This window comes from Mesorhizobium amorphae CCNWGS0123, from assembly GCF_001686985.1.
Taxonomy (GTDB): domain Bacteria; phylum Pseudomonadota; class Alphaproteobacteria; order Rhizobiales; family Rhizobiaceae; genus Mesorhizobium; species Mesorhizobium amorphae.
On the sequence record NZ_CP015318.1, the window covers coordinates 6,181,792 to 6,204,602 of the forward strand.

At 63.8% G+C, this 22,811-nt stretch carries 17 protein-coding genes; 4 read left to right on the top strand and 13 right to left on the bottom strand.

The features are described from left to right. Nucleotide 1 precedes the first annotated feature (1 nt). The gene (locus tag A6B35_RS29100; RefSeq protein WP_006200436.1) at nucleotides 2–3,028 is read left to right on the top strand and encodes a caspase family protein; all 3,027 of its coding nucleotides are present in this window, start codon (nucleotides 2–4) and stop codon (nucleotides 3,026–3,028) included. Continuing rightward, nucleotides 3,025–4,710 (top strand): AmmeMemoRadiSam system protein B, encoded by a 1,686-nt coding sequence (amrB, locus tag A6B35_RS29105; protein ID WP_006200437.1) that lies wholly within the window; start codon nucleotides 3,025–3,027, stop codon nucleotides 4,708–4,710. Before A6B35_RS29100 ends, amrB begins: the two co-directional genes overlap by 4 nt. A 1-nt stretch (nucleotide 4,711) precedes the next feature. On the opposite strand, the gene A6B35_RS29110 is transcribed toward amrB, so the two are convergent. Then, complete coding sequence (locus A6B35_RS29110) at nucleotides 4,712–6,550, bottom strand: MORN repeat-containing protein (RefSeq protein ID WP_006200438.1); 1,839 nt, start codon at nucleotides 6,548–6,550, stop codon at nucleotides 4,712–4,714. Between the two features lie 166 nt (nucleotides 6,551–6,716). Next, complete coding sequence (locus A6B35_RS29115) at nucleotides 6,717–7,826, bottom strand: trypsin-like serine peptidase (RefSeq protein WP_006200439.1); 1,110 nt, start codon at nucleotides 7,824–7,826, stop codon at nucleotides 6,717–6,719. A gap of 389 nt (nucleotides 7,827–8,215) precedes the next feature. On the opposite strand from A6B35_RS29115, the gene A6B35_RS29120 reads away from it, so the two are divergent. Then, nucleotides 8,216–9,301 carry a S1 family serine peptidase gene (locus tag A6B35_RS29120; RefSeq protein ID WP_006200440.1) on the top strand — a complete coding sequence of 362 codons (1,086 nt, stop codon included), beginning with the start codon at nucleotides 8,216–8,218 and terminating at the stop codon, nucleotides 9,299–9,301. A 75-nt stretch (nucleotides 9,302–9,376) separates the two neighbouring features. On the opposite strand, the gene mgrA is transcribed toward A6B35_RS29120, so the two are convergent. The 7 genes from mgrA to A6B35_RS29155 form a co-directional block, all read right to left on the bottom strand. After that, on the bottom strand, nucleotides 9,377–10,423 hold the full coding sequence (mgrA, locus tag A6B35_RS29125) for an L-glyceraldehyde 3-phosphate reductase (RefSeq protein ID WP_040582139.1): 1,047 nt from the start codon (nucleotides 10,421–10,423) through the stop codon (nucleotides 9,377–9,379). Nucleotides 10,424–10,563: 140 nt separating this feature from the next. Then, entirely contained in the window at nucleotides 10,564–11,706 is a 1,143-nt protein-coding gene (locus tag A6B35_RS29130; protein ID WP_006200442.1) for a Gfo/Idh/MocA family protein, read from the bottom strand. A gap of 11 nt (nucleotides 11,707–11,717) precedes the next feature. After that, nucleotides 11,718–12,464 carry a sugar phosphate isomerase/epimerase family protein gene (locus A6B35_RS29135; RefSeq protein ID WP_006200443.1) on the bottom strand — a complete coding sequence of 249 codons (747 nt, stop codon included), beginning with the start codon at nucleotides 12,462–12,464 and terminating at the stop codon, nucleotides 11,718–11,720. Nucleotides 12,465–12,507: 43 nt separating this feature from the next. Continuing rightward, nucleotides 12,508–13,602 carry an ABC transporter ATP-binding protein gene (locus A6B35_RS29140; protein ID WP_040582130.1) on the bottom strand — a complete coding sequence of 365 codons (1,095 nt, stop codon included), beginning with the start codon at nucleotides 13,600–13,602 and terminating at the stop codon, nucleotides 12,508–12,510. Between the two features lie 5 nt (nucleotides 13,603–13,607). Then, a complete protein-coding gene (locus A6B35_RS29145; RefSeq protein WP_006200445.1) occupies nucleotides 13,608–14,543 on the bottom strand; it encodes a carbohydrate ABC transporter permease in 936 nt (311 codons plus the stop codon). After that, nucleotides 14,540–15,430, bottom strand: a complete 891-nt coding sequence (locus A6B35_RS29150; protein WP_006200446.1) for a carbohydrate ABC transporter permease — start codon at nucleotides 15,428–15,430, stop codon at nucleotides 14,540–14,542. Before A6B35_RS29150 ends, A6B35_RS29145 begins: the two co-directional genes overlap by 4 nt. A 192-nt stretch (nucleotides 15,431–15,622) precedes the next feature. Continuing rightward, the gene (locus A6B35_RS29155) at nucleotides 15,623–16,879 is read right to left on the bottom strand and encodes an ABC transporter substrate-binding protein (protein ID WP_006200447.1); all 1,257 of its coding nucleotides are present in this window, start codon (nucleotides 16,877–16,879) and stop codon (nucleotides 15,623–15,625) included. Between the two features lie 401 nt (nucleotides 16,880–17,280). On the opposite strand from A6B35_RS29155, the gene A6B35_RS29160 reads away from it, so the two are divergent. Continuing rightward, on the top strand, nucleotides 17,281–18,324 hold the full coding sequence (locus A6B35_RS29160) for a LacI family transcriptional regulator (protein ID WP_006200448.1): 1,044 nt from the start codon (nucleotides 17,281–17,283) through the stop codon (nucleotides 18,322–18,324). A 128-nt stretch (nucleotides 18,325–18,452) separates the two neighbouring features. On the opposite strand, the gene gndA is transcribed toward A6B35_RS29160, so the two are convergent. The 4 genes from gndA to A6B35_RS29180 all read right to left on the bottom strand — a co-directional run bounded on the left by gndA (nucleotide 18,453) and on the right by A6B35_RS29180 (nucleotide 22,809). Next, a complete protein-coding gene (gndA, locus tag A6B35_RS29165) occupies nucleotides 18,453–19,880 on the bottom strand; it encodes an NADP-dependent phosphogluconate dehydrogenase (protein WP_006200449.1) in 1,428 nt (475 codons plus the stop codon). Between the two features lie 128 nt (nucleotides 19,881–20,008). Continuing rightward, nucleotides 20,009–21,649 (bottom strand): copper resistance CopC/CopD family protein, encoded by a 1,641-nt coding sequence (locus A6B35_RS29170; protein ID WP_006200450.1) that lies wholly within the window; start codon nucleotides 21,647–21,649, stop codon nucleotides 20,009–20,011. 53 nt (nucleotides 21,650–21,702) lie between these two features. Further along, nucleotides 21,703–22,218: a YcnI family copper-binding membrane protein gene (locus tag A6B35_RS29175; protein ID WP_006200451.1), complete on the bottom strand. Its 516-nt coding sequence runs from the start codon at nucleotides 22,216–22,218 to the stop codon at nucleotides 21,703–21,705. 42 nt (nucleotides 22,219–22,260) lie between these two features. Continuing rightward, a complete protein-coding gene (locus tag A6B35_RS29180) occupies nucleotides 22,261–22,809 on the bottom strand; it encodes a copper chaperone PCu(A)C (RefSeq protein WP_006200452.1) in 549 nt (182 codons plus the stop codon). Nucleotides 22,810–22,811 lie beyond the last annotated feature (2 nt).

Here is a 22,811-nt window from a genome sequence, read left to right on the forward strand (position 1 = left end):
CATGGCGGGCCGCTCATTGCTCCTGCGTGGCCTCCGCTGGTTGACCGTCACCGGCGCCCTGGTCATGGCATCTGTCGTGCGGGCAGAGGAGGCGCTGGATTTCCATCTCGACCTCAACACCGGCGGGCATAGCGCGCAAGTCAACGACCTTGCCTTCACACCGGACGGCCAGAAGCTGGTCTCGGCCTCGAACGACAAGACCATTCGCGTCTGGGACTGGCAGAGCGGGGTGACGCTGCGCATCATCCGCGGCTATCTCGGCCAGGGCAGTGACGGCAAGGTGTTCGCGGTCGCGGTTTCACCCGACGGCAAGACGATCGCCGCCGCCGGGTATTTCGGCGCCAGCCTCGGCGACAAACCACCTTACGGCGACATCAGGCTGTTCGATGTACCGACCGGCAAGATGAAGGCCGTGCTGAAGGCCGCGGACTATGCGATCTACGACATCGCCTTCTCACCGGATGGCGGTACGCTCGCCGCCGGCGGCGCTGATGGGGTCGTCTATCTGTGGCGGCTGGACGACAAGTCCGCGACCGGCTGGACGCTGGGCGACAAGCTCGACGCCGATTCCTGGCATATCGACAAGCTCGCCTTCGCCGCCTCGGGAACGCGCATTGCCGCGGTCACTACGGACAACGGCATCCGACTCTGGGATGTGGCGAAGGCCGAAGAGGTCGCCCTTTCCAGCGAGGCCGAGCCGCTCAGGGAAACAAGCGTCACCGCGCTTGCCGTGTCGCTGGATGGCAAATTGTTCGCCACCGGCGGGAAGGATGGGCTGGTCCAGCTCTGGCAGGCAAGCGACGGCAAGTTTGTCCGCGCCATGCCGAAGCAGGATTTCCAGATCGGCGCGCTGACCTTCGCTTCGGGATCGCTTCTGGTCGCGTCCTGCGGCTATCGCTGCGCCGACAGGCATCGCACGCTCATCTGGAATGCCGAGACCGGCGTCGAGGTGCTCCAGTACAGCGGGCACGACGGCACCGTCTTTGCCAGCACGGCCTATGCCGACGGCTCGCTGGTGGCGACAGCTGGCGGCAGCCGCAACGCTATCCAGGTCTGGAACCCGATGACCGGTGAGCACAAGGTGCTGCTGCAAGGCGTCGGCAAGCCGGTTATGGCGGTCGGCATCGATACTGCCAACGGCGTTGTTGCCTGGGGTAATGCCAATCCCTGCCCCGAGCGCGTCTCCTGTCCGGAACTCAATGGCAGGCTCGACGAATCGCTGGCGCTGCCGACAGCGGAGCGCTTCTTCGACGACCCGCAAGCGCTGACGGATCCGGGAACCTATACCCGCGCGGCTTTGACCGATGGCCAATGGTCGCTGCGCACCGCACCGGGCGGCAAGGACGATTTGGAAAATGCCGTGCTGGAGATCGCCAATGCCGGCAAGATTGTGCGCACGATCGAGAACGACGCCACCAACGGCTTTGTCCATTCGGCCTATACCCTGATCGACAACGGGCTTGGCCTGATCACCGGCGGCAATGACGGCACGCTGCTCGAATACAAGACCGCCACCGCGCGTGTGTCAGGCGAATTCACCGGGCATGCCGGCGAGATCAACGCCATGGCTGTCTCGGAGGACGCTGGCCTGCTGGTCACCGGCAGCGCCGACCAGACCTTGCGCCTATGGAACCTGAAGACGCACAGGCTGATCGTCTCGATGTTCTTTGCCGGCTCCGAGTGGATCGTCTGGATGCCGCAGGGCTACTACTATTCGTCCGGCGACGGCGACAGGCTGATCGGCTGGCAGGTCAACCAGGGTCGCGACCATGAAGGCCGCTTCATCAGCGCCGGTCAGTTGAAGAAATATCTCTGGAGCCCGGAGATGGTGCGCCGCGCTATCATCTTGCGCAGCGCCGAGCAGGCGGTCGAGGAGATGCGGCCGGGCGTCGACCGCGAGCTGGAAAAGCTGCTGCGGCGCAAGCCACCAGAATTCGGCATCCGTCTCGCCGCCGACCAGGGCAATGTCCGCGACGGCTACGTCGCCGTCGAGATCACCGGCGCCAGCGAGGCAGGCGCCGAAATCGCCGGTTTCTCGATCCTGTCGAACAGCCGCAATGTCGGCGACGTCACCACGCGCTCGGTCGATGGCGGCAAGAGCACCATTGTCGAGGTGCCGGTCGAGGATGGCGAGAACACCATCCGCATCACCGGCACCAATGAATTCGGCTATCTGACCGAGCGCAGTGTGACAGCGCTGGCCAGGAAGGCCGAGAAGAAAGCGAACAAGGGCAAGCTCTATGTCGCCGTCATCGGCGTCGACAAATATCCCTTCCTCACGGACGCCTGTGCCGGCCGCGCCTGCGACCTGCGCTACCCCGTCGACGATGCGACGGAATTCCTCAAGGTGATCGCGCAGAAATCCGCGCCGCTGTTCTCGTCCATGGAAACGCTGGTGATGGTCAACCGCGAAGCTCTGGACGAAGCACCCGGCAGCACCGAAGGCGTATACCAGGTCGCCAGCGCCGACCAGATTCTGGAACCCGACGCCGACACAATCGACGACCAGCTCGCCGACTTCCTCGACAGACCCGGCGAGAACGACACCACCATCGTCTTTGTCGCCGGCCACGGCATCAACATCGACGAGGACTACTATTTCATCCCCACCGACGGCCGCAAACAGGACGCCGAGCGCTGGAAGCGCTCCTCGCTCGTCGACTGGGCGGACATCCAGAAATCGGTCGAACGGGCCAAGGGCATGCGCTTCATGCTGCTCGACACCTGCCACGCCGCCAACGCCTTTAACCCGCGCCTGGAAAAGGACGCGCAGGACGCGCGTATCGTCGTCTTCTCGGCCACCGCCGCCAACAACACCGCCGCCGAACTGCCCGAGCTCGGCCATGGCGTCTTCACCTATTCGATACTCGCAGGCCTGCGCGGCCAGGCCAGAACCTCCGACAGCGGCGTGACGCTGTTCGGCCTCGCCGACTTCGTATCCCGCGAGGTCGTGCGGCTGACTGCGTCGCGGCAGAAGCCGTTTTACTATGTCGGCGGCGTGGAGAACATCGTGCTGGCCGGGCCATGAGTATGCGCCTGCTGGCGATTGCTGCCCTGTTGCTAACCGCGGTCGGCGCTGCACGTGCGCAGCCCGTGCCCTGCCCACCCGACGAGACAAACTTCCCGTCCTTCTACGACGACGCAACCCTGTTCCGCGATGCCATCGCCAAGGCCGCCGATGTCGAACCTTCGAACCAGCGGCTGACCGGCATCACCGTGCCGCATCATCTGCTGGCCGCCGATCTCGTCGCGCTCGGTTTTCACGCCGCATCCGGCTTTCGCTACAAGCGCATCGTCATCCTGTCGCCGGACCATTTCCACAAGACGCGCAAGCTGTTCGCCACGACGACACGCGGCTTCGACACCATGCTTGGACCAGTGGCAATCGATTCCGAGGCGACCCAGCGGCTAGAGGCGAATGGCGACATGGTCGAGGAGTCCTGCCTGTTCGCCAAAGAGCATGGGGTGATGGCCATGCTGCCCTTCCTGCGTCACTATTTCCCCGAGGCGAAAATTGTACCGGTGGCGATGTCGGTCAAGGCGCGCCGTGCCGACTGGGACAAGCTCGCGGAAGCGCTCAAGACGATCGTCGACGACAACACGCTGATCGTCGAGTCGACCGACTTTTCGCACTATCTGCCGCAGCACGACGCCCGCCGCTTCGACCAGCAGACGCTGAATGTCTTGGCTGCCGGATCGCTCGACGGTATCGCGGCGCTGCGCCAGCCAGATCACGCCGACTCGGTCGGCGCGCTCTATGTCCAGACCAAGCTGCAACGTGCGTTGTTCGGCGCGGCGCCACTGGTCGTCGCCAACGAGAATTCGCAGGAAACGACGACCGACTATGTCGACCGTACCACCAGCTACATTGTCGCCCTATTTGGCACCTTCGGACCCGGCTTCAACAATCCGGCCCGGACAAGGGACAGGATCTATTATTTTGCCGGCGATGTGAATTTCGGCCGCGCCATGAAGAAGGTGCTGCTGCGCGACGGCATCGCCGACCGCATTGTCGACAACGTGCTCGCCTTGACCGGATCGCGGCCGCTGATCGTCAACCTCGAAGGCGTGATGTTGCCCAACGTGCCGGAAGCCATCGACGACATGACGCTGGCTATGCCCGCCGATCTCGCGGTCAGCATGCTGAAGCGGCTGCACGTTGCCGGCGTCAGCCTCGCCAACAACCATGCCTATGATCTCGGACCGTCGGGCTATGCCGAGACGGTTCGCGCGCTCACTGCCGCCGGCATCCCCCATTTCGGCCAGGGCGAGGCGCTGGCGCTGGCCGATCTCGACCTTATCGGCCTGACCGACATCGACACCAACGGCTCGAAGAACATCGACCTTCTGACCCCAGCCCTGCTCGACCGCCTGGTCAGCACGAACGCCAGCCGTCCGCTGGTCGCCTTCGTCCACTGGGGCCGCGAATACAAGACTGAGCCGTCCGCGCGCGAGGAATTGCTCGCCGACCAGATGCGGCTGAGAGGCGTCTCGGCCATCGTCGGCGGCCACCCGCATGTATCGAGCGAGGCCATCGTGCCGCTTGCCGGAGGCGACGTCGCCGAGGTCTATTCGCTCGGTAATTTCCTGTTCGACCAGAAGGCCGAGCGGTCGTCGGGTTCGATGCTGGAACTGCGTGTCTTCGGACAGGGCACGATCTTTCCCAGGCTCATTCCGCTGCCGAACTATTTTGAAATGGGGCGGAAATGACTCAACACCCCTGCATATCGGCAGGCAGGTAGCAGGCCGCCGGCGCGGTCCTGGTTTCGAACAGCGATTCCTTCGGCCGGAAATAGAAGAACGTCACCGGCTTGCTCTCGCGCGTCGAGCCGTCGGCGAAGTGCGCTGCAATGCTGAACCTGTGGATCGACGACATCGCCGACCACATCTTCAGCCGCGCCGTATAGGAACTCAGCTTCTTGTTGCCCCGCATCGGCATGGCAATGGTGTAGTCGTGCTTGCCGATCGGAAATTCGACGTTCTGGTAGCGCATGGCTTCCGGCGAACCGCCGCCGCCGTCGCCACATTCCGCCATCGATTCGGGAACTTCGAACACGGCCATGGTCATGGACGTGCGAAACGCCTCGCTCTGCTGGACGACGTTGCCCTGATCGTCCGTCCAGGAATAGTCGAACTTGCCGATCGCGTTCAGCGTCATCGCCTGGTTGAACGTGCCGAGGTAGTCCAGCGCCTCGCCGAACCTGATCTTGTTGGTGAGCTGGGCGCGGCAGACATTGAGACCATCCACCGACGCGCATGGGAACCGTCCCGTCTCAAGGCTGGCGGTGTCGACACCGGCCTCGCCAAGGACGCTCTTGATCGACACATCGGCGCCGTCGGCGAAATCACCGATGTCCTTGGTGAACACGCGGCTGGGCTCACCGGTCGGGTTGTACTCTTCGTCGATCCTGGTGAACTGGATCGACATCTTCATGCCCTTCACGTCGCCCCAGCCATTGTTGATGATCGAGAAATCCGGCCGGAAGCCGACGCAGCCAAAATGCTCGCTGATCGACAGCATCGGTTTACGGTAGGCCTCGCTGGCGGCGACCTTCATTTCGAGACTGTCGAGCTTGACCTTGGACTGGTCGGTCGTCTTGAGATCGACCTCGGCAAAGGCCGGCGCCTGCTCCCAGTCCATGCCCTCGTAGACATTGCCGGTACGGATCTGCCCGGTGCCGTTCCAGGCGTCGTTGTACTCATCCGAGACTGGGTAGATCGCGATGTCTTCGTCGCGCACCAGATGCTGGTACTGCATGTCGGCCTGCTGGGTCATGCGCTGGTCGACGGCGACGCCGATTTCGACCTTGTCGGCGGCACCACCGCCGGCCTGCGCCTTGAGCAGCCCGCCCAACCTGGCGTCGGCCAGCACGTCGGGGCGTGCGCCGCCGGACTCCTTGCCCATGACCCAGTCGGAGTCATAGACGGTACCGCCCGGCAGCCGCGTGCGGCCCTTGCCGTTCTTCAGCCCGTCGACAAACAAGCCGGCAAAGATTTCGCCTGTGCTCGACAGCAGGCGTCCCTGGCCGTTCGGCACGCCGGCGGCGAGCGCGCCCTCGTAGCGGTTGCCGTCGGCATCGACATGGATACCCTGGCCGTCGAGCTTGCCGGCAACCCAGTGGCCCTCGAACACTTCGCCGGAGCGCAGTTCCAGCCGGCCCTGCCCGTCCGGTCGGCCATTGCTGACCTCGCCAAAATAGCTCGAATAGATGGTCTTGGGGTCGTAGCTCGCCGAGCCGCGCACCCGCCAGGTCAGCCTGCCCCTGCCGTTGACGGTGCCGTCGTCGGCGATCGTCCGATCGGGCGACTGCCCGGCCGCAGGCTCCCAGACGAAGTCGAGGTTCCTTTCCGGATTGAAATCCCAGACCCGCACGCTCCTGCGCAGCACCGAACGCGTGTCGCTCTGGTAGAGGATTTGCACCCGTTCCGCCCAGGCGCCGGCCTGCGGCGCACCGGCGCTATCGGCAAAGACCGCCGAGCCCGTCAGCGCGGCCAGCATCGAAGCGGCCACGATCGCCCTGATCCCGAAGATCGTCCTTGCCCGCGCCATATCCCCAACCCCTTGGATGATACCGAGCGTAATCGGCGACGCAAGCCGACGCAAGTAAGCAGCCTTAGCCAGCCATGGTCCGGTCATAAAAAACCGGCGGAGGGATCGCTCCCATCGCCGGTCTTCTGATGGATCTCGCCGGTGTTTCGCGGCAGACCGTAGAGGCTTATTTGTACAGGCTGTTGATCCATTGCACGTTGGCGGCGTTCAGGCGCACGGCGGTGTTCGCATCCGGGCTTTCGGCCACGTTCACGCCGGTGATGACACGCTGCTTTGCGCCGCTGTCATAGGCATAGACCGAGCTTCCGCTCGACCCCGGAAACGTGTCGCAATCATACTGGAAATACTCGGTACCGATGTTTTCGGCGTGCACTTCGCAGCTTGCTTTCCACATTGTGCCCATCGGCTTGTCGCCGGGATAGCCGACGATATTGGCGGTGAAGTCGCCAAGATCGTCATAATTGGCATAGCCCAGCCAGCCGAGATTGGTGCCGACATCCTGCTTCAGCGTGACGATGCCGAGATCCCACGGGATCACCGAACCGTAATAGCCCTGATAGTTGTCGATGTAACCCTGGAGAATATAGGCGCTCTCATAGGCGAAGGCGCCGAACGGCGCATCGTCGGCGGTGCTGCCGTTGAGGCCCGGCACGAAAAGATACTCGTCGAGCCAGCCGCCATCCTCGTGGCTGTAGAGGCAGTGCGCCCCGGTGAGCACCGTGCGCGGACCGATCAGGGTCGCCGAGCAACTGCCGAAACTGCCGGTCTTCGGCGACTTCGCTTCGAGATAGCCGATAGCCGAGAACGGATAGGTCTTGGTGTTCTTGACCTGCTCACGATCGTCCGGGCCGAAGACCTGACGGCCGGCCTCGCCTTCCGGCAAGCCAGGATCCGCGGTATTTTGGGGACCCGGCGTCGCGTCGGATTTCTGCCCGTCGGCCGGCGCATTCAGTTCCTTGATGACCAGGTCCCGCAGCGCCTCGTTCGCATCGATCTTGATGTCCTTGCCGTCGGCGGAACGTCCGACGATGCCATAGGATTTGACCGCAATTGCCTCGTCGGCGAGCGGCGCGGCGCGACTGGCCTCGTCCTCGGTCAGTTTCGGCGTAGCGATCGGCTTGGCCCGGCCCGGCTTGTAGTCGCCCGAAGTTGCATCGCGCATGCTTTCGCCGTTGCCTTCATTCGCCGAACCGGGATCGGCGGCCAAGGCGGGCATCGCCCACATTGCTGTGGAAAGCAATGCGGACGCAATGATGGTGTTTGTCAGTTTTGTCACGGTAAGACTCTCCCAAAAGTCAGCAAGGACTGGATCAAGATAGAGCAATATTGTCGAGATCGTGGTGGCGCCAAAACCGAGCTTCGGCAGCGCACACCAGACTATTGCCCCGTGCGGTCAATTGAGGCCCCCGCCAAAATCACCGCTTCGATATACTGCCTAAAATATTCCAACATTGGCAACGACAAATCGCTTCCACGTAGCCCGTGGGGGGCTATAGGGTTTGAGCGGGCTTTGCTCCGGGCACGACTAGCAGACGCGGCATTCGGCTTTATGACCGGTCACGCGCCGATCTGGATTGGCGCACGACCGATCGTCGAACCGGTTCCCCGGCGGCGGATCATGTACCCGGCCGGCCCGTTCGGGAACGCACGTCTCAGGAGGTCCAGTTGAACATCATCCATCGCGTCAGGCCGCTCGCCGCAACATTGCTGGCCGGCATGGCAATGCTTGCGACGGTCAATGCCATTCATGCGGCCGACGCAACCGCCCGGCCGGAAGCTGCGGTTTCGCCGATGAAGCGCGTGGCGGAAGCCCGGGCCAAGGCCAAGGCCGAGAACCCCGACGGCGCCGATCGCGTCTATGGCGGCAAGGAGGCCGAGAAAGGCGCCTACCCGTTCCAGGTGGCGCTGCTGACCACCGACAGGCTCGACGATAGCCCGGCCTCGCAGCCGGACGCGCAATTTTGCGGCGGCAGCCTGATCGCCCCGCAATGGGTTCTGACGGCGGCGCATTGCCTGGTCGACAACGGCCAGCCGATCTCGGCAAGCGCGATCACCGTGCTGACCGGAGCCACCGAACTCAGCGAAGGCAAGCGCCACAAGGCGGCGGAAGTCATCGTCAACGAAGGCTATAGCGAGCAGACGATGGACAGTGACATCGGCCTGATCCGGCTGGCCGAGCCGGCCGACGCGCCGACCATCAAACTCGCGCGCGAGGCAACGCCCGAGTCCGGCAAGACCACGGTCATCGGCTGGGGCAAGATGCAGGACGGAACGTTCCCGACGGCGCTGATGGTGGCCGACCTCGATCTCGAGCCGAACACGACCTGCAACACCGGCATCAAGGACATCTATGCGCGCGACCTGAAAGCGGCGCTCAGCGATCTCGCCCGCCGCATGCGCTATTCGGCGAGGGGCATCGACGCGGCCGCAAATGCCATTGCCGCCGACATGTCCGATCCTTTGACCGGCAACATGATCTGCGCCGGCACCGCCAGCGGCGAACGCGACGCCTGCAACGGCGACAGCGGCGGCCCGCTGTTCATGACCGGCGCCGACGGTCCGGTCCAGGTCGGCGTCGTCTCCTGGGGCGAAGGTCCGGCGGACGGCACCACTGCCTGCGGCCACAAGAACGCCTACGGCATCTACACGCGGCTGGCCAACTACACGGGCTGGATCGAGGAAAAGATGAATGGCCCCGCGGCGGCCCCTGCTGCGCCCAAGCCTGGTGCCGGCACTGCGAAGAAGCCCTGAGAACAAGCGCATATGAAGACGGCGGGAATGTTCCCGCCGTTTTTATATTTAGCTGGCTTTGTATTCCGGCGCTTGCTACTTCCTCGGCGGGCCCTTGCGCTCCGCCGAAGCCGCCCACAGATTGATGTCGGCCTCGCGCGCATAGGTATCGATTTCCGCGAGTTCCGCGTCACTGAAGTCGAGCGCCTTCAAGGCGCCGACGCAATCCTCGACCTGTTCCGGCCGGCTGGCGCCGATCAGCGCCGAGGTCACCCGGCCCCTGCGCAGCACCCAGGCCAGCGCCATCTGCGCCAGCGTCTGGCCGCGGCGGCCGGCAATCGCGTTCAGCGCCTGGATGTTGGCGACGCTCTTGTCGTTGATGAAAGCGGGCCGCAGCGACTTGCCCTGGCTAGCCCGGCTGCCGTCAGGGATGCCTCCGAGGTACTTATCGGTCAGCATGCCTTGCGCCAGCGGCGAGAACACGATCGAGCCGACACCAAGCCCTTCCAGCGTGTCGAGCAGCCCGTCCTCCTCGACCCAGCGGTTGAGCATCGAATAACTCGGCTGATGGATGAGGCAGGGCGTGCCGAGCTGCTTCAATATGTCGGCCGCCTCGCGCGTGCGCTGCGAATTGTAGGACGAGATGCCAGCGTACAGCGCCTTGCCCGAGCGCACCGCATGGTCGAGCGCGCCCATCGTCTCCTCCAGCGGCGTATCGGGGTCGAAACGATGCGAATAGAAGATATCGACATAGTCGAGCCCCGTCCGCTTCAGGCTCTGGTCGAGGCTGGCCAGCACATATTTGCGGCCACCCCATTCGCCGTAGGGACCTGCCCACATCTCGTAGCCGGCCTTGGTCGAGATGATCATCTCGTCGCGATAGGCGGCAAAGTCGGTGCGCAGGATTTCACCGAAGGCGGTCTCCGCCGAGCCGGGCGGCGGACCGTAATTGTTGGCGAGGTCGAAATGCGTGATGCCCAGGTCGAATGCGCGGCGCACGATGGCCTGCTTGGTCTTGTGCGGCGTGTCGTTACCGAAATTGTGCCACAGCCCGAGCGAGATGGCCGGCAGCTTCAGGCCGGACCGCCCACAGCGGTTGTAGATCATTTTCTCATAGCGGTTTTCGGCGGCGACATAGGGCATGGGGAATATCCTCGATATCTGAAACGGACCGGGCACGGCCATCGCATGCGCGATGAGCAGGCCCCGCACCCCACCCTTTAACCTCTCCCCGGGAGAAGGGGGAGAGGGGCAAAGTCAAAATTATCGATAATCGCTGCGGCCTACTTCTTCTTGGCCATCAGTTCCTTCGCCTCCTTGACGCCGAGAGCCGCCGGCCGCTCGCAGGTGGTCTGCATGGCGACGAACTTGCCGGTTTCGCCCGAGCGCAATATGCCGGTCATCACGTCGACGGCATGCAGCGCCAGCTCCATCGAGCAGCGGTGCGGCCGACCTTCGGCAATTGCGATCGCCATGTCGGCAAGGCCGGCGGTGCGATAGTTGGCCATCATGCCCTGTCCGTGCATTTCATTGGGAACGCCGAACGGATGCTTCCATTTCGGCAGTTTCTTGACCGGCTTGGCCGCTTCGGTGAGACGCACGTCGCCGCCGAAGAAGTTCGGATCCGGCACGAACACCGTGCCCGCCTCGCCATAGAGTTCCATCGGCGCGTGGCCATGGCTCCAGACGTCCCAGCTGGTGTTGAGCGTGATGACGGCGCCATTCTCGAACTCCAGCAGGCCATGGATGGTCGTCGGCGTGTTGACCGGGATTTTTTCGCCCGCGCGCGGCTTCGACGAAATCGTCCGCTCCGTCGCGGGGATCGAAGCGAACGCCGCCACCTGCTTCACCGGCCCGATCAGCTGGATCAGATTGGTGATGTAGTAGGGTCCGATATCGAGCACCGGACCGGCGCCCGGCTGGAAAAAGAAGTCCGGATTGGGATGCCAGTGCTCCATGCCGTGGCCCATCACATGGCAGGTGCCGCTGGTGATCTTGCCGAGCGCGCCGGTGTCGATCAGGTTGCGCACCAGCTGGTGCGCGCCGCCGAGGAAAGTGTCGGGTGCCGAGCCGATGCGCAGCCCCTTCTTCTCCGCCCGGCTCTTCAGGTCGAGCCCTTCCTTGATCGACAGCACGAACGGCTTTTCCGAATAGACGTGCTTGCCCGCGTCGAGGATCTGCTTCGACACCGCGTAATGCACCGCCGGAATGGTGAGGTTGACGATGATGTCGATGTCGTCGGCTTTGAGCAGATCTTCGACGGTCTCGGCGCGCAGCTTGAACTCCTTCGCCCGCGCCTTCGCCGCGTCCATATTGATGTCGGCGCAAGCACGCATCTCGATGCCGCGAAACAGCGGCGCCAGCGAGAAATATGCCTTCGAGATGTTGCCGCAGCCGATGACGCCGATACCCAGTTTCTTTGCCATGATGATTGTTCCTAGTAAGCCTTGACGGATGCGAGTGAACGGCGGGCGAAGCGTTCGATGTCGTTGGGGTTGTCCTGTTCCATGACGTAGTACTTGGCGACGCTCTTGGCGCGCAAGGCCTTGATCAGCCCGGCCCAGTCGATGGTGCCGTGGCCGACATCCGACCAGCCGTCCTCGTCCAGCCCCTCGCCTGGCTTGGCCATGTCCTTGACATGGATGGCGCTGATGCGCTTGCCGTGCTTTTCGATCCAGGGCAGCGGATCGACGCCGCCGCGCACCACCCAGGCGACGTCCATCTCCCAGCCGATGTCGGGCGCCGAGGTCAGGATATGGTCCTGCGGCACCGAGCCGTCGGCAAGCGTCTTGAATTCAAAATCATGATTATGCCAGGCAAAGCCGTAGCCGGCCTTTTGCGCCGTCTCGCCAACCTTGGCCAGCCGCTCGCCGAAGCCGCGCCAGCCGGCGGCATCGGCCGGCCTCTGCTCGGCGAGCAGATAGGGACAGATGACCAGCGTGATGCCGAGCGCATCGGCTGTTCTGCGCACGCCGTCGAAATCGTTCTCCAGCGCGTCGATCGAGAAATGCCCGGTCGGCATCGAAAGCCCGTTCTTGTCGAGCTCGGCGCGGAAGGCCTTGGGATCGTCATAGACGCCGCCGAACCCTTCAACTTGCTTGTAGCCGAGTTCGCCGAGCGTCTTCAGCACGCCCTCCCAAGGCTGGAAATTGCGGGCGCTGTAAAGTTGGAATGACCAGTTCATCGTCTTGTCCGTTTTCTCTTGGGGGATGGATCTTGGGAGAAGTCTAAAGGCGGTTGCCGGTTTGGGCGTCGAAGAGCGAGGCCCGCATCGGATCGAAACCGATGCTGACCGTGTCCGCATTGTTCGGCGTGCGCTCCGAGGTCACCCTGACGGTGAAGTTCTGCTTGCCAAGCTTCAGCCAGACCAGCGTATCGGAGCCCATCGGCTCGACGACCTCGACATTTGCCGTCGTCGTGAACGGCCAGCCTGCGCCGCTGTTGAAGGCGACATGCTCGGGGCGCATGCCGAACACGGCCGGCCCCGGCGTCGGTTCCTTCTCGAAGGCGTAGGTCGCGAGCGGGATGCGCACGTCCTCGAAGGCGAACTGCCAGTCGCTGCCCACCTTCTCCAGCCTGCCATCGATGAAGTTCATCGCCGGCGAGCCGAGAAAGCCGGCGACGAAGCGATTGACCGGGCGGTTGTAGATGGTCTGCGGCGCGTCGAGCTGCTGGATGACGCCGCCCTTCATCACCGCGATGCGGTCGGCCAGCGTCATCGCCTCGATCTGGTCGTGGGTGACGTAGATCATGGTGTTCTGCAGCTTGCGATGCAGCAGCTTGATCTCGACGCGCAGTTCCGCTCGCAACTTGGCGTCGAGGTTGGAAAGCGGCTCGTCGAACAGGAAGACGTCGACGTCACGCACCAGCGCCCGTCCGATCGCCACGCGCTGGCGCTGGCCGCCCGAGAGCGCCGAAGGCTTGCGCTGCAAAAGCGGCTCGATCTGCAGGATCTCGGCGGCACGCGCGATGCGCTTGTCGATCTCCTCCTTGGGCAGACCGGCGACGCGCAGGCCAAAGGACAGATTCCGCTCCACCGTCATTTGCGGATAGAGCGCATAGGATTGGAACACCATGCCGATGCCGCGGTCCTTGGGCTCCTCCCAGGTGACGTTCTTGCCCTTGATGAAGATGCGGCCTTCGGAAATGTCGAGCAAGCCGGCGATGCAGTTGAGCAAGGTCGACTTGCCGCAGCCCGACGGCCCGAGCAGCACGATGAACTCGCCCTCGGCGACATCGAGATTGAGCGTGTGCAGCACCGAGATGGCGCCGAAACTCAGCGACAGATCCTGGATCGAAACGCTGGTACCGTTCTGCGCCATATCCACTAGCCTTTCACCGCGCCGGCGGCGATGCCGCGCACGAACCATCTTCCGGAGACGAAGTAGATAATCAGGGGTACCGCAGCCGTCAGAATGGTGGCCGCCATGTTGACATTGTACTCCCTCACGCCGGTCGTGGTGTTGACGATGTTGTTGAGCTGCACCGTCATCGGCCAGTTGGGCCGCCCTGCAAACACGATGCCGAACAGGAAGTCGTTCCAGATACCGGTAACCTGCAGGATGACGGCAACGACCGTGATCGGCACTGACATCGGCAGCATGATGTGGAAAAAGATGCGCCAGAAACCCGCGCCGTCGACACGCGCTGCCTTGAACAGCTCGACCGGTATTGCCGCGTAGAAATTGCGGAACAGCAGCGTCAGGATGGGCATTCCGAAGATCGTGTGCACGATGATGATGCCAGGCAGGGATGCGAACAGCCCGACCGAGCTCAGTCCGATGATCAATGGATAGATCACCACCTGGTAGGGTACGAAGGCGCCAAACACGAGCAACCCGAAGAGCAAATTGGCGCCCCTGTACGGCCAGAAGGTCAGCGCGTAGCCGTTGACCGACGCGCAGATGATCGAGATGACCACGCTGGGCAAGGTGATCTTCACCGAATTGTAAAACCCTGGACTGAGGCCGTTGCAGTCGCGACCGGTGCAGGCATGGAGCCAGGCGTCGGCCCAGGGCTGGAAGGTCGGCTCGCCTGGAAGGTTGAAAAGATGTCCAAGCCTGATCTCCGGCATCCCCTTCAGCGATGTGACGATCATGATGTAGACCGGGATGAGGAAGAAGAGAGCCGCGACGACCAGGAAAGCATAAAGGCCGATGCGGCCGGCCGATATCCGACGCGGTTTCGGCCCGAAGGGCCCCGCGCCGGCCTGATCCTGTCCTTCCTGGACAGGCTGAATTGCGGTGATCTGGCCGGCGGTCATGCGCTCGCTTCCCGATTTCGCCGCCACAGCAGAATGCCGCCGAAAGCCAGCACGACCAGGACCGGCAGCAGCATCATCGTTGCCGCGGCCATACCCTGGCCGACGTTCTGGCGGACTGTGATGAGCTGGATGACGTAGACTGCCGGCATCGACGTGGCGATGCCGGGACCGCCGCCGGTCATGGCGATAACCAGGTCGTAGACGCGCACCACGCTTACGCACTGGAGAACGAAGGCGGTGGCGAAGGCACCCTTCATCATTGGCGCCACGATGGACATGTGCGTGCGCCACGTGGGGATGCCGTCGACCCTCGCCGCTTTCCAGATCTCCTCGTCAACGCCGCGCAGGCCGGCAAGCAGGATCGCCATCGTCACGCCCGAACCCTGCCAGATGCCCGCCACGACCAGCGCGTACAGCGCCGTGTCGGCATCGACCAGCGGGGCGAAGCTGAAGCTCGACCAGCCCAAATTGCGGAGCGCCGCCTGCAGGCCGAGGTTGGGGTCGAGCACCCATTGCCACACAAGTCCGGTGACGATCAGCGACATGGCGAAAGGATACAGGAAGATCGAGCGGAACAGGTCCTCCTGGCGGATGCGCTGATCCATGAAAACGGCAAGCAGGTAACCGAACACCATGTTGCAGGTGATGGACATCAGGCCGAAGAACCAGATGTTGTTGACCGAGACGAGCCAGCGGCTATCGGCCCAAAGGCGCCTGTATTGCGCCAGGCCGACGAAATCATAGGTGGGAAACAGCTTCGAACTGGTGAAAGACCATAGCACCGAGAAGCCGATGCCGATCACGAACACGCCGACGGCGACGAGGATCATCGGTATCGTCCCGATGACGGCGGGCAGGTGAAATCTGCGCCTCCAGCTTTTCTGCATCGTCCGTCTTTCTCCGCTTCCACCGACACTCTGGGGCAGTCTGCCGACGTGAAAGTCAGCGTTTGTCCGAACGACCGGGCTCCGAACCGCCGCGACTTCTGCGATTGTCAGCCCGTCGCCGAGAAAAGGCTCGGGTCGGGACGCGACAGAGGCGCCGCCGCAAGGGCGGCGCCTCTGGGTGCTGATCGGTTCCTAGTCGGAGTTACCGATGATGGTAGAAAACTTCGCAGTAGCGTCGTCAGCGGTCATGGAGTCGTCCGCGAAATATTGCGAGACGAGCTCATTGATCTGCTGATTGGTGTTCTCGGTGATGAAGCGGTTCGTGGCAGTGACGATGTTGGACGGGTTTTCCACCGCTTTCAGGGACTTCTGCATGCACGGGTCGGCCGTCGACATGTCGACATCGCCGCGCACGGGCATGGAACCCTTGGCGTTGTTGAAGGCGACCTGAACCTCCGGGCTGATGAGGAGCGCTGCAAGACGCTTCTGCGCTGCTTCGACGTCCGGATTGTCCTGCTTGAAGAAGACGATGATGTCGCCGTCGGTGCTGATCACCGGCTTGTCCTCGTTCAGGCCGATCATGCAGCCGAAATCCTTGACGCCGGTCATGCCGGCGGCTGCGAATTCGCCGCGAGCCCAGTCGCCCATCACCTGCAGTCCGGCCTTGCCGGTGATCACGAGGTTGGTGGTGTCGTTCCAGTTGCGGTTGGCATAGCCGTTGTCGGTGAACTGCTTCAGGGTCCGCAACTGGGTGAAGACGCCTTTCATCTCGGGGCCGCCGGCAATTTCGGCGCTCTTCTTGGTGTACATCTCGTCACGTTTGGCGACGCCGAGAGCCTCGGTGACCATGTCCTGGAACAGCAACTGGATCTGCCAGCCGTTTCCGTCGCCGCCGATGGCGAAGGGAATGAGACCCGCCTCCTTGATCTTCGGCGCGGCCGCAATGAAATCGGCCAGGCTCTTCGGCTCCGGCACGCCCGCTTTCTCGAAGACCGGCTTGGAGTACCAGGCCCAGTAATTCGAATGGATGTTGACCGGAACGCACCACCAGTGACCGTCGACGAGGCAGGCGCTGCCGATCGCCTTCGGGCGAATGACCTCATCCCACTTGCCGGCGGTCGCGACGTCCGTGAGGTCGAGCAGCTTGCCGCCCGAAATCAGTTCCTCGTACTGCCGGCCGGGATTGAACTGAGCCGCACCGGGCGGATCGCCGCCGAGCACGCGCTGCATGACGGTCGAGCGGGCGGTTTCGCCGAGTGCGACGGCGCTGTCCACCCACTTGTCGCCGTGGCCGTCATTGTCAAAGGCCTTTGCAAACTGCGAGACCGCCGCCGACTCGCCCTTCGACGTCCACCAGTGAATCACTTCCAGATCGGCCGCGGCCGCCGGACCGGCGAACTGCAGCGCCGCCGTCGCCGCCAGCGCGGCAGTCAAGAGTTTATATCGCATTTCGGTTCCTCCCAGAATCTGAAACGTTACAGATTTTCGATACGGCAATTGTGTGACGTGCGCAACCCCTCGCGCAAAAGCCATCCGGATATTTTTTCGAGCTGCGAACAAAATCCTTCCGCCAACACCACATTGTGCACCGCAGCACGCAAAGTTGCACCGCAAACCAAGGAAGGCTGGCAAAGAATTCGCCTGAAGGGCCTTCTCCGCTGAATTCCAATGGTTTTCTGTGCCGGCAGCACAGCAGACCTAAGCTGGCCTGCCACGACCGCGCACGTGTCGCTCGTGACAATCTGTAACGTTTCAGTGTATTGAGGTTTCGCCAGGTGGAAGTCGCGCTATCGCGGCCCGGCGATTGCCGGTCTGCCCGGCAACTGCTATGCGCCTGACGGGCGGGTCGAATGGACAGAGATCAGACAGACAAGGACGACGAGGCGTCGGCGCACGAGCGCCCGACGCTGAAGACGCTTGCCTTCATGACCGGGCTTGGCGTCACCACCGTGTCGCGGGCGCTCAAGGACGCACCCGAGATCGGTGCCGAGACCAGGCGTCGCGTCCAGCTCGTCGCCAGGCAGATCGGCTACCGGCCGAACCGCGCCGGGGTGCGTCTCAGAACCGGCAAGACCAATGTCATCAGCCTCGTGCTCAACACCGAGCGCGAGATCATGAGTTTTGTCTCGGATATCATCTACGGCGTCTCGGAAGTCATCGCCGACACGCCCTACCACCTGATTGTCACGCCCTACTCGCGCTCACAGGATCCGCTGGATCCGATCCGCTATCTGGTGGAGACCGGCTCCGCCGACGGCGTCATCATTTCGCGCACGCAGCCCAACGATCCGAGGGCCCGCTACATGCTGGAGCGCGGCATCCCCTTTGCCACGCATGGCCGCACCGACATGGGGCTGATCCACCCCTACCACGACTTCGACAATTACGCCTTCGCGGCCGAGGCGGTGCGTCATCTGGCCGGCATCGGCCGCCGCAGGCTCGCTCTTCTGACGCCGCCCGTCGGCCTGACCTATCACGGCCACACGGTGAACGGTTTTGCCGATGCACTGAGCGAGGTCGGCGCCAGCGAGGTGCCGTTCAACACCGTTTCGATCGATCATTCGATCGAGCAGATCAGGATGCGCACCGCGCAGCTGATGCGCCGCGACGACAGGCCGGACGGCTTCGTCAGCAGCGCCGCGGCCGCGACACTGGCCGTCGTCGCCGGCATCGAGGACGCCGGCCTGAAACTAGGTCGCGACGTCGATGTCGTGTCGAAACAGTCGTCGGACCTGCTGCATCTGTTCCGGCGCGAATTGCTGGTCGTCAACGAGAACTTCCGCTTGGCCGGCTCCGAGCTTGCCCGCTCGGTGCTCGGCTTGATCGGCGGCGCCGCCCCCGGTTCCTTGCAGAGCATGAGCCTGCCTGGTGAGGTTGTGGCCTATCGTGGTTGAGCGACCTGAGAGTCAGGTCAGGCCGAGTCGAAAATGGTGGCTTCCGAGAACCGGAGCGGAGCGTACTTAAGGTACGTGAGCACCGGAAGCGCAGGAAGCCGCCATTTGCAGGCCGGCCTCACCTGACTTTAGCCGGCAGCGCCGCTGCCCCACGGGCCATGGAAGGCGCCCTGCTCGCCGATGCGCTCGAAGCCATGCGCGCCGAAGAAGTCGCGCTGCGCCTGGATCAGGTTCGAGGTGCCGCGGCCTTGGCGGTAGCTGTCGAAATAGGCGAGCGCCGAAGACAGCGCCGGCACTGGCGCGCCAGCCTCGGATGCTCGCGCAACAATGCGCCTGAGCGACGGATGCGCCTCCTGCATCATGGCGATGAAGGCCGGCGCCATCAAAAGGTTGGTGGAAGCGCCGCCGGAGCCGAAAGCCTCCGCCATCGTATCCAGCATTTGCGAGCGGATGATGCAGCCGGCCCGCCAGATCTTGGCGATGGTCGGCATCGGCAGGTTCCAGTTGAACTCTTTCGAGGCGCCGCTCATCACCGCGAAGCCTTGCGCATAGGCGGCGATCTTTCCGGCGAACAGCGCCAGTTCAAGGTCCTTGAGAAGCGCGGCCTTGTCGCCGGAAATCTTCGTCACGCCGGCATTGCCATAGGCTTTTTCCGCCGCCTGCCGCTCGTCCTTGATCGACGACAGCACGCGCGCCGCCACCGCAGCCTCGATTGCGGTGGCCGGAATGCCGAGTTGCTGCGCTTCGATCACCGACCATTTGCCGGTGCCCTTCTGGCCGGCGCGGTCGAGGATGATGTCGACCACCGGCTTGCCGGTCTTCGGATCGTTGGCGGCCAGCACCTTGGCGGTGATTTCGATCAAATAGGAGTTGAGCCGGCCCTTGTTCCAGTCGGCGAAGACAGTGCCGATCTCCTTCGGCCCCATGCCGAGGCCGTCGCGCAATATGCCGTAGATCTCGGCGATCATCTGCATGTCGGCATACTCGATGCCATTGTGGATGGTCTTGACGAAATGGCCGGCGCCGTCGGTGCCGAGCCAGGCGGCACAGGGTTCGTCCTTGAACTTGGCGGAAATTGCGACCAGCACCTTTTTGACGCGCTTCCAGCTCTCCTCGGTGCCGCCGACCATGATCGATGGCCCGTGCCGTGCGCCCTCCTCGCCACCGGACACACCCATGCCGATGAAGGTGAGGCCGGAGCCGTTGAGCTCGGAGAAGCGCCGCATCGTGTCGCGGAAATTGGCGTTGCCGGCATCGATGACGATGTCGTTGTCGGACAGCACGCCGCGCAGTGCCGCGATCTGTTCGTCGACCGGCTTGCCGGCCAGCACCATGATGATGATCGGCCGCGGCGGCCGGATCGCGGCGGCCAGCTCCTCCAGACTGTAACAGGGCACCACCATGTCCTTCAGCGCGCCGGCACTCTCGACAAAGGCGTCGGTGCGCGCCGCGGTGCGGTTGTAGACCGCGATGCGGTGCCCATGCTCGGCGATGTTGAGCGCCAGGTTGGAGCCCATCGTGCCAAGGCCGATCAGGCCGATTTCGGCTTTTTCCATCGTTTCTTCCCTGCTTTCGGATCTTTTGTTGAGGCCGCGATTTTGGGGGGATGCCCCTATTCCCGTGATGAATGACGGGCCTTCGCGGCGGCGTCAACCGCCTCGCCGAATTGTGTCCACCAGACCGCTTAGTCCGCTCTGATATCGATCAGCGCTTCGATCTTCACCATCTCGAAGTCCGAAACGAGGATGTCGAGCCGCGCTGTCCATCGACCGGGGACGGGAATGACGAGATCATCGACACGCCAGCTGCCGTCGCCCGGCTTGGTCGCCGGCCGCTTGATCGGTTCGATGCCGGAATCGGGCTTCGACAGCACCAGCGTCACCTGCTTGGCGTCGAGCGGGCCGAAATCGCCGGTCATGATCACCATCGAGGCGATGACCGGCCCGGCATGGCCGGGCGTGATGCTAAGGTCTGCCATCGCGTTCAGCGTGTGGATATGCACCGACGCCGGCTGCGCGGCGGCGATCGCCAGCGCGCGCGGCGGCGGCGTGAAACGCCAGCCGGCGGCGACGGCGAAGATGGCGAGCACGATCAGCACTTCGGCGCCGATCGAGCGGACCAGCCGTCGCTGCACCTCGGTCGCGCCGGCTTCGGCGGGCGCGGTGAGCGTCCAGCGGTTGACGGTGGCGAGCGTGAACAGAAAGAGCAGCAACACCAGCTTGACCAGCAAAAGCCGGCCATAGCCGGTGTTGACCAGCGCCGCGGGCGTCTGCACCTGGATGACGGCAAGTACGATGCCGGCGGCGGCGAGCACGGCAACGACCGGCAGGATCGCGCGGGAAAATCGCCGCAGGAACGGCCCGGCCTCTCCCGATTGCCGCCGCACCGCAAGGCCGAGCGGCGCCAGCGCGCCGGCCCAGAAGGCGATGCCAACGCCGTGCAGGAACACCATCGGCCGCGTCAGCCATTGCGGTTCGGCGGCACTGGCATGGCCGCTGGCGGCGAGCGCGGCACCGACGCCGGCCAGCCCGGCAAGAGCGAACGGTTTTGCGCCGATGCGCGGCCCGGCCAGCGACAGCAGGGCGAGCCCCAGCGCCATCAGGCCGATCAGCACCGTCCAGCCGAAGCTGGTGCCGAATGCCGTGCGCCAGACCACCGGCTGCGCCAGCCCGGCGAGCGGCGCGCCGAGCGCGTCCAGCCCCTGCAAGCCGAGCGAAACCGGCGCGGCGACCAGGCCGGCGAGGAGCGCGGCGATGACGAAGCGCCGGCCGCACCGCTCGCTCTCGGCCAGCCAGGCAAGCGCGAAGGCACCACCGACGCCGAGAAACAGGCCAATGGAGAGAAAAACCTTGCCCAGCCAGATCGCCGAGCGCAAATCCCAGTCGACCGGCTCGGCCGCCACTGGCGGAGTGCTCGGCGCGCCGATGGAAAATAGCACCGAACCGCCGACCGGATGGCCGTCGGTGGAAATCACCCGCCAACTCAGCACATGCGTGCCGGACTTCAGCTTCTGTGGATTGTCGATGGTGACGGTCTGGTCACTGAGGCGAAAGGAGGTCAGCGCGACCGAAGTGCCGTCGGGCCGCACAAGGGTGAGCACGAGCGGCGACACCGGCTCGCTGAAGGTCAGCGAAAATTGCCCCGGGCCTTGCGCCAGCACCGCGCCGTCAACCGGATCCGTTTTGATCAGCGCCGCATGCGCGAACGCACGGCCCGGCAGGCCGAGAACCGCGAGCAGCGCGAAGACGGCCAGAAGCCCAATGACAAGCCGGCCGGCACGCTTGTCGGATATGCACATCGTCCTGCCGAAGTATGCCGCGTTCATGTAACCGCCAGGAAGACGGCGGCGCGCTCTTTCGAACGCGCCGCCCGAACAGATCATTTTTTCGGCAGCAGCTTGAGGCCGGGCGCCGGGTTTTCCAGCGCGTCCTCGTCCTGCCCGGCCGCCGGAATCTCGATCCAGCGTTCGGCAGCCCCCTCGCACTCCTGCACCACCGGGAAATACAGCGTCTCGCCGGCCGGCAGGTCCGCCGCCAGCGTGCCGCGGAAGACGAACTCGTCGTAGAACTCGTCCGGCAAGCTGCCGCCACTCCAGTCGACTTCCTTGACGCCTGACGTCACCGCCTCGCCATAGAGCTGGTAGGATTTTTCGTACCTGCCTTTCTTGGTCTGCAGCGTCCAGCCAGGCTTGGGCATCGGCTTGACCGAAATCGCCCCTTCCGGGATCTGCACCCGCACGGCGGTCGTCGCCTTGCCCTCGCAGCCATGCGGGACGCGCAGGACTGCCTTGTAGGTCGAACCGACGGGCGCTTCCTGGGTTTCAAGCGTGATGTGGGCGAAGGCAGCACTTGTCCCGATGAAAAACGCCCCGGCGGACAAAAGATATTTGTTCATGATGGTCTCTCTGATTCTCAAAATTTGCGGAAACTGGTCGGCTCAATTGGCGTGATCGTCCATGCCACCCGTTTCGCCCATGCCTTCGACGGCGAACTCGACGGTGACGCTGCCGGCCTTCTCGAAGGTCAGCGTGGCGGAGAACTTCTCGCCTTGCTTGGGCTGGCGCTTCAGGCCCATGAACATCAGATGATAGGCGCCGGGCTTCAGCGCGACCTTGCCGCCGGCAGGGATTTCGAGGCCGGCGCTGACCGGCCGCATGGTCATGACGCCGTCCTTGACGCCCATCTCATGCAGTTCGGCCTTGTCCGACACATCGGAAACAATCGACAACAGCCGGTCCGGCGCGCTGCCTTTGTTGGTGACGGTGAAATAGCCGCCCGCCACCTCGGCGCCGGCAGGCGTTGCCCGCGACCAGGGATGTTCGATCTCGAGATCACCGACCTTGAATTCATGCGCGAAGGCCGACTGGGCGCCGACGAACAGCAAGGCGAGAGCGAAGACAAGGATACCGAGGCGTTGCTCGGGCAGGAGGGTGTTTCTATGGCCGGGCGCCCGCGCAAGCGAGGCGGCACGGAAAAACTGAGACATGA

Coding starts and splice junctions, on each gene's coding strand:
- A6B35_RS29100 (WP_006200436.1), top strand. CDS start 2: ATGGCGGGCCGCTCATTGCTCCTGCGTGGCCTCCGCTGGTTGACCGTC.
- amrB (WP_006200437.1), top strand. CDS start 3,025: ATGAGTATGCGCCTGCTGGCGATTGCTGCCCTGTTGCTAACCGCGGTC.
- A6B35_RS29110 (WP_006200438.1), bottom strand. CDS start 6,550: ATGGCGCGGGCAAGGACGATCTTCGGGATCAGGGCGATCGTGGCCGCT.
- mgrA (WP_040582139.1), bottom strand. CDS start 10,423: ATGCCCTATGTCGCCGCCGAAAACCGCTATGAGAAAATGATCTACAAC.
- A6B35_RS29130 (WP_006200442.1), bottom strand. CDS start 11,706: ATGGCAAAGAAACTGGGTATCGGCGTCATCGGCTGCGGCAACATCTCG.
- A6B35_RS29135 (WP_006200443.1), bottom strand. CDS start 12,464: ATGAACTGGTCATTCCAACTTTACAGCGCCCGCAATTTCCAGCCTTGG.
- A6B35_RS29140 (WP_040582130.1), bottom strand. CDS start 13,602: ATGGCGCAGAACGGTACCAGCGTTTCGATCCAGGATCTGTCGCTGAGT.
- A6B35_RS29145 (WP_006200445.1), bottom strand. CDS start 14,543: ATGACCGCCGGCCAGATCACCGCAATTCAGCCTGTCCAGGAAGGACAG.
- A6B35_RS29150 (WP_006200446.1), bottom strand. CDS start 15,430: ATGCAGAAAAGCTGGAGGCGCAGATTTCACCTGCCCGCCGTCATCGGG.
- A6B35_RS29155 (WP_006200447.1), bottom strand. CDS start 16,879: ATGCGATATAAACTCTTGACTGCCGCGCTGGCGGCGACGGCGGCGCTG.
- A6B35_RS29160 (WP_006200448.1), top strand. CDS start 17,281: ATGGACAGAGATCAGACAGACAAGGACGACGAGGCGTCGGCGCACGAG.
- gndA (WP_006200449.1), bottom strand. CDS start 19,880: ATGGAAAAAGCCGAAATCGGCCTGATCGGCCTTGGCACGATGGGCTCC.
- A6B35_RS29170 (WP_006200450.1), bottom strand. CDS start 21,649: ATGAACGCGGCATACTTCGGCAGGACGATGTGCATATCCGACAAGCGT.
- A6B35_RS29175 (WP_006200451.1), bottom strand. CDS start 22,218: ATGAACAAATATCTTTTGTCCGCCGGGGCGTTTTTCATCGGGACAAGT.
- A6B35_RS29180 (WP_006200452.1), bottom strand. CDS start 22,809: ATGTCTCAGTTTTTCCGTGCCGCCTCGCTTGCGCGGGCGCCCGGCCAT.